The 4,888-nt window shown below is 43.9% G+C and carries 5 protein-coding genes; all 5 read right to left on the bottom strand.

Annotation, left to right across the window (positions count from 1 at the left end):
- Positions 1-159: 159 nt before the first annotated feature.
- Complete coding sequence (locus tag AC0NBN_RS17120; RefSeq protein ID WP_066439692.1) at positions 160-588, bottom strand: hypothetical protein; 429 nt, start codon at positions 586-588, stop codon at positions 160-162.
- Between the two features lie 12 nt (positions 589-600).
- Positions 601-1,224, bottom strand: a complete 624-nt coding sequence (gene traK / locus AC0NBN_RS17115) for a conjugative transposon protein TraK (protein ID WP_026357463.1) — start codon at positions 1,222-1,224, stop codon at positions 601-603.
- Positions 1,225-1,245: 21 nt separating this feature from the next.
- Entirely contained in the window at positions 1,246-2,241 is a 996-nt protein-coding gene (traJ, locus tag AC0NBN_RS17110) for a conjugative transposon protein TraJ (RefSeq protein ID WP_059333820.1), read from the bottom strand.
- 2 nt (positions 2,242-2,243) lie between these two features.
- Entirely contained in the window at positions 2,244-2,876 is a 633-nt protein-coding gene (locus tag AC0NBN_RS17105; RefSeq protein ID WP_019974899.1) for a DUF4141 domain-containing protein, read from the bottom strand.
- Between the two features lie 26 nt (positions 2,877-2,902).
- On the bottom strand, positions 2,903-4,888 hold a 1,986-nt coding region (locus AC0NBN_RS17100), incomplete at its 5' end, for a TraG family conjugative transposon ATPase (protein ID WP_160813437.1).

Here is a 4,888-nt window from a genome sequence, read left to right as displayed (position 1 = left end):
CAATGGACCCCGGCCGTAAGCAGTAGATACCCCACAAAAAAGTAAACTGTGTTTTGTTGCTGTTTCCGCAAGGGCATTGCCCGCCATCGTTCGTCCAGCTTGTCAAAGTACCTGTCCATATTTGCTCTTAGTTTTTTCATAACCTTACTATTTCTGTTGTTATAGCTTGAAACGCTTAGGACTTTGACCTGCCTTTTGCTTCGGTTCTTCATTGACCAAAGCGACTGCCTCAACCGCTTTGGGTGCGGATATGACTGACAGGTTTGTCAGTTCCGATTTTTTCAGCAGTTGCCCAAATTGGTCTTTCCTTGCAACCTCCATTCTGTTAAGCGAGAATTTGCCGTTCAGGTATTTTACCCACATACTGCATTCTACACTTGGCTTGTCTTCGCCCGACCATTGCAGGTAGCCCGTCAGCAACAAGTCCTGTTTAGGCAAACTATCTGTACCTTTTTGGCAGTTTTCGAGGTATTCGCCGATACTTTCCTTCAACTTTCCAGCATACGCTCCCTGCGTATGGAAATAGCCGTTATATCCTTTATCGGTAAGGATTTTTGCAAACGTGCTTAAATCTGATAATGCTTCCATAAGATTGTTTTTTTAGCGTTCGATAACTTCTATATCCCTGTTTTCTATCACTGCAAACTTTTCGATGTTGAAGCCTTGCGGGTTGTTGTCCGAACGGACAGAGTTCACGAGATAACAGGAAGTAATCAGGTTACGCCTGGTCACGTTGCTCGAACGGATAATGAATTGTTTGGCGTAGGTACGCACCGCATAAGGATAGGTGTCGAAATTGCACACGACACTATCCACCTCAATGCGTTGCTGTACATTCCCCGAAATAATCCTGCTGTAATAGCCCTTTTCCGACAGGTCTTTGTAATAATCAAAAGCTGATTTATCGGCAAGGTTGAATGCCCTGCTCATATTGCTTTCGATAGCGTTCTTGTCGGGAGCAAGCGTAAAAAAGAGTTCGTGAAAACGCCTGACGTGTTCCCTTGCTTCCACAGGTCGGTTGATACTTGCATCTTGCGATAAGGCAAGCATCAACGATTTTCCATTATCCAGCACATAGATTTTTTGGCGTTGTTCGTCTGCAAAGCTGTAAGATTTCCAAAGTGAAAATCCTACCACGCTTAGGCAGAGAACGGCAAATACAATGGCATACAGCCGTATTTGCCTAAAACTGTTTTCGATATTTCTTAATGTTTTAAATTCCATTTTTAAATGATTTGATTGTTTTTATTTCCCCATTAACTTGCCACCGATATTTCCAACTGCCGAACCTGTTCCTGCTCCGGCGATATTTCCGGTTTTCATTGCGGCTTGGTTTACGTTACGGGTAAAGTTCCCTGCACCGCCTGCCTGAATAATCCAGCCTGTTACCGTTGGGATAGTGAAGTAGCCCACGATACCGATTATCATAAAGATGATGTACACGGTATTTGAGGTATCAGGAATGTAAGTCGGGTCGGCAAGCATTGCTATATCCTTTTCGATAATGAGGGATTGTATTTTGGCAAGCATAGAGCTGAACAGGTCTGCCACAGGCAACCACAGGTAAACGCTGACGTATCGGGTCAGCCATTGCGTGAGCGTGGACTGAAAACCGTCCCACACGCTTATCGCAAAGGCTATCGGCCCGAGTATGGACAGGACAATGAGAAAGAACGTCCTTATGGTATCAATAACCAAAGCTGCCGCCTGAAACAGTACCTCTAACAGATTGCGAAACCAATTCTTAATAGCTTGTTCGGTTTGGTAGGCAAACCTATCCATATACATTCCCGACATCGTAATCAAATCGCCGGGCGACCAGCCCAATTCTTCGAGCTTTTTATCAAATTCCTCATTTGATACGAGATAGGCTGTTTCAGGATTTCGTAGCATAGCTTCCCGTTCGAGCAGGTCTTTTTTCGCCTGCAAATTGTTGAGGTCAAGCACCTGATTTTCGAGGATTGTGTGAGTACCCTGTACCACCGGACTTAACACGGCATTGATTGTTCCCAATACGATAGTTGGGAAAAACATAATGCAAAGCCCCAAAGCGAAAGGACGAAGCAAAGGGTACATATCAATGGGTTCAGCCCTGCTCAAAGCCTGCCATACTTTTATGGCAACATAGAACAAAGCCCCCAATCCGGCTATCCCTTTAGCCACTGCCGCCATATCGGCGGACAGTGGGAGCATCTCATCATATAATGAGCGTAGGACTTCGTGAAGATTTTGAAATTCCATAACTACCAGTATTTTTGGTTAGGAGTTCCATAGAGGTCAAGCACTCTTTTGGTATTGTTCTGCTTTTTTGCTCTTAGAATACTTACAGAGATATTCTTATTGGTATAGTAGCGTACCAAGCTGTGGTATTCCTTTACTTCTTTGTACACTCTATCAATAATATCCATACGCTCTTTGTCGTTCAGCGAAAGGCTTGATGAGGTTACAATCTGTTTGAGTTCTTTCAGCAGTTCGGTACTTTCATTCAGCAATGCCGAATAACCATTGCTGATAGCTGCCAATTCCTGTGCAGAAAAATTCGGGTCGTTCATCATCTTACCGAAGTTGGTAACATACATTTCGGATACGTCACCGACAAGCAATACAGTCTGCTGTACCTTACGTGCATCTTTTACAAGATTATTTACAGCTTGTAGCTTGTCGTAATACTCCTTACCCTGTTTATACACCTTTTCCACTTCCTTGAAATTTTTAATTACATTGGATACCGTGGAAGAAGTCTGTACGATTTCATTCGCACTGTTGAGAATACCCGATGCCAGATTTGTGGGGTCGGTTACTACCCATTGTGCTTTTGCGGACGGTGCTACGGCGAGCATTAGTGCCGTACACACCATAAAAAGGAACTTTTTCATTTTTATGAATTTTAAAATGTTAATGACTATTGATTTGCTTTGTCACGCCTTTGCATTGCGATATGCTTAATGGCGAGTTCTACGTTACCGTCCAATTCGGAAGCTAATTGCATTACCTCCATTTTTTCGGTTTCTTCGGTGGTGTATGCGAGGTATTCCTCCAAACTAACTTCGGTGGCATAGACTGCCGAGTTCGTACCACCTAAGCCAATCCAAACCTCTTTGTACAGTCGGCTTGCATCGTTGTTCATATTGATAGAAAGTACCTGACCTTTTTCCTTATCTGTAAGCCCCAACATTGCCTGTATGTCATCGAATTTATTCATATACTTACGCTGGTCTAAGAGGATTTTACAGTCGGAATTGTTGATGATACTTTCTTTTACAATGGGCGACTGGATAATATCATCTACCTCTTGCGTAACGACAATCGCCTCTCCGAAGAATTTGCGGACGGTTTTAAATAAATATTTTATATATTCCGCCATTCCTTCTTTGGCAATCGCTTTCCACGCTTCTTCAATCAGGATGAGTTTTCGGATACCTTTCAGCCTCCGCATCTTGTTGATAAAAACTTCCATAATGATAATTGTGACTATGGGAAAGAGGATTTTGTGGTCTTTAATCGCATCAATTTCAAACACGATAAAGCGTTTGGAAAGCAGGTCTAACTGCTTGTCGGAGTTCAACAGATAATCGTATTCGCCACCCTTGTAGTAGGGTTCGAGGACGTTCAGGAAATTTGCAATGTCAAAGTCTTTTTCCCTTACCTGTTTTTCTTCGAGTACCTTGCGGTAATCACCTTTGACATACTCGTAGAAACCGTTGAATGATGGGTAAACATCATCTGTTTTGATACGTTCAATATAACCTGATACGGCATTGGATAATGCCACTTCTTCCGAACGGGTTGGCGGTTCATCATCACGTTTCCATAGTGTCAATATTAAGGTCTTAACACTTTCTCTCTTTTCGATGTCGAAAACCCCATCATCCGTGTAAAATGGATTGAATGCAATCGGGTTGCCTTCGGTGTACGTAAAATAAACACCGTCTTCACCTTTGGTCTTTCCTTTGATGAGTTCGCATAAGCCCTGATAAGAATTACCCGTATCTACCAACAATACGTGTGCGCCCTGTTCGTAGTATTGCCTTACCATATGGTTTGTGAAGAACGATTTTCCCGAACCTGACGGACCAAGTATAAACTTGTTCCGGTTCGTGATAATGCCACACTTCATAGGCAGGTCGGAAATATCCAAATGGATAGGTTTTCCTGTAAGCCTGTCAGCCATCTTGATACCGAACGGCGAGGGCGAATTGTGATAGTTGGTTTCTTCTGTGAAGAAGCACAAGGCAGGTTCGATAAAAGTGTAAAAACTTTCCTCACTCGGAAAATCGCCTGCATTGCCGGGCATTCCAGCCCAAAACAAAGTGGCTACGTCCGTAGTGTTGTGGCGAGGCTTACACTCCATCAATGCCAATGCACTACCGCAATCGTTCTTTAACTGTTTCAGCTCCGCAGGGTCTTCCGACCACGCCATAATGTTGAAGTGTGCCCTGATAGACGACAGACCGAAGCTGTGGGCTTCGTTCAGGTATTTTTCTATCCACTCTTTGTTGATTTGGTTTGCCCTGCTATACCTTGCCAAAGAGTGCATATTGCGGGCGGACTTTTCAAACTTTTGCAGGTTGTCTTCGCTGTTATCCAAAAACAAATATTGGTTGTAGATATGGTTACAGCTAAGGAGTAATCCCACGGGAGCAGCGAACGACAAACGGCAGTCGCTCCGGTCGGTGGATAGCTTTTCAAAACGGGTATCAGCCGATACCGTTCCGGGCAAATCGTCTGTATCGGACAAGGTGTGCAGGCTCAACCTTTTGTTTCCGATACGGACTTCTTCCGTTCCGAGTGCGATGTCCTGCATCGGTGTTCCGCTTTCCCTTGACAGGGTTAGGTACTGTTCCAACAATCCCTGCTTTTCGTCCGTTCCGATGATTTCATCTTCGGT

The organism is Chryseobacterium sp. L12 (genome assembly GCF_056133985.1).
This window is presented reverse-complemented; position numbering and strand designations above follow the sequence as displayed.

Coding starts and splice junctions, on each gene's coding strand:
- AC0NBN_RS17120 (WP_066439692.1), bottom strand. CDS start 588: ATGGAAGCATTATCAGATTTAAGCACGTTTGCAAAAATCCTTACCGAT.
- traK (WP_026357463.1), bottom strand. CDS start 1,224: ATGGAATTTAAAACATTAAGAAATATCGAAAACAGTTTTAGGCAAATA.
- traJ (WP_059333820.1), bottom strand. CDS start 2,241: ATGGAATTTCAAAATCTTCACGAAGTCCTACGCTCATTATATGATGAG.
- AC0NBN_RS17105 (WP_019974899.1), bottom strand. CDS start 2,876: ATGAAAAAGTTCCTTTTTATGGTGTGTACGGCACTAATGCTCGCCGTA.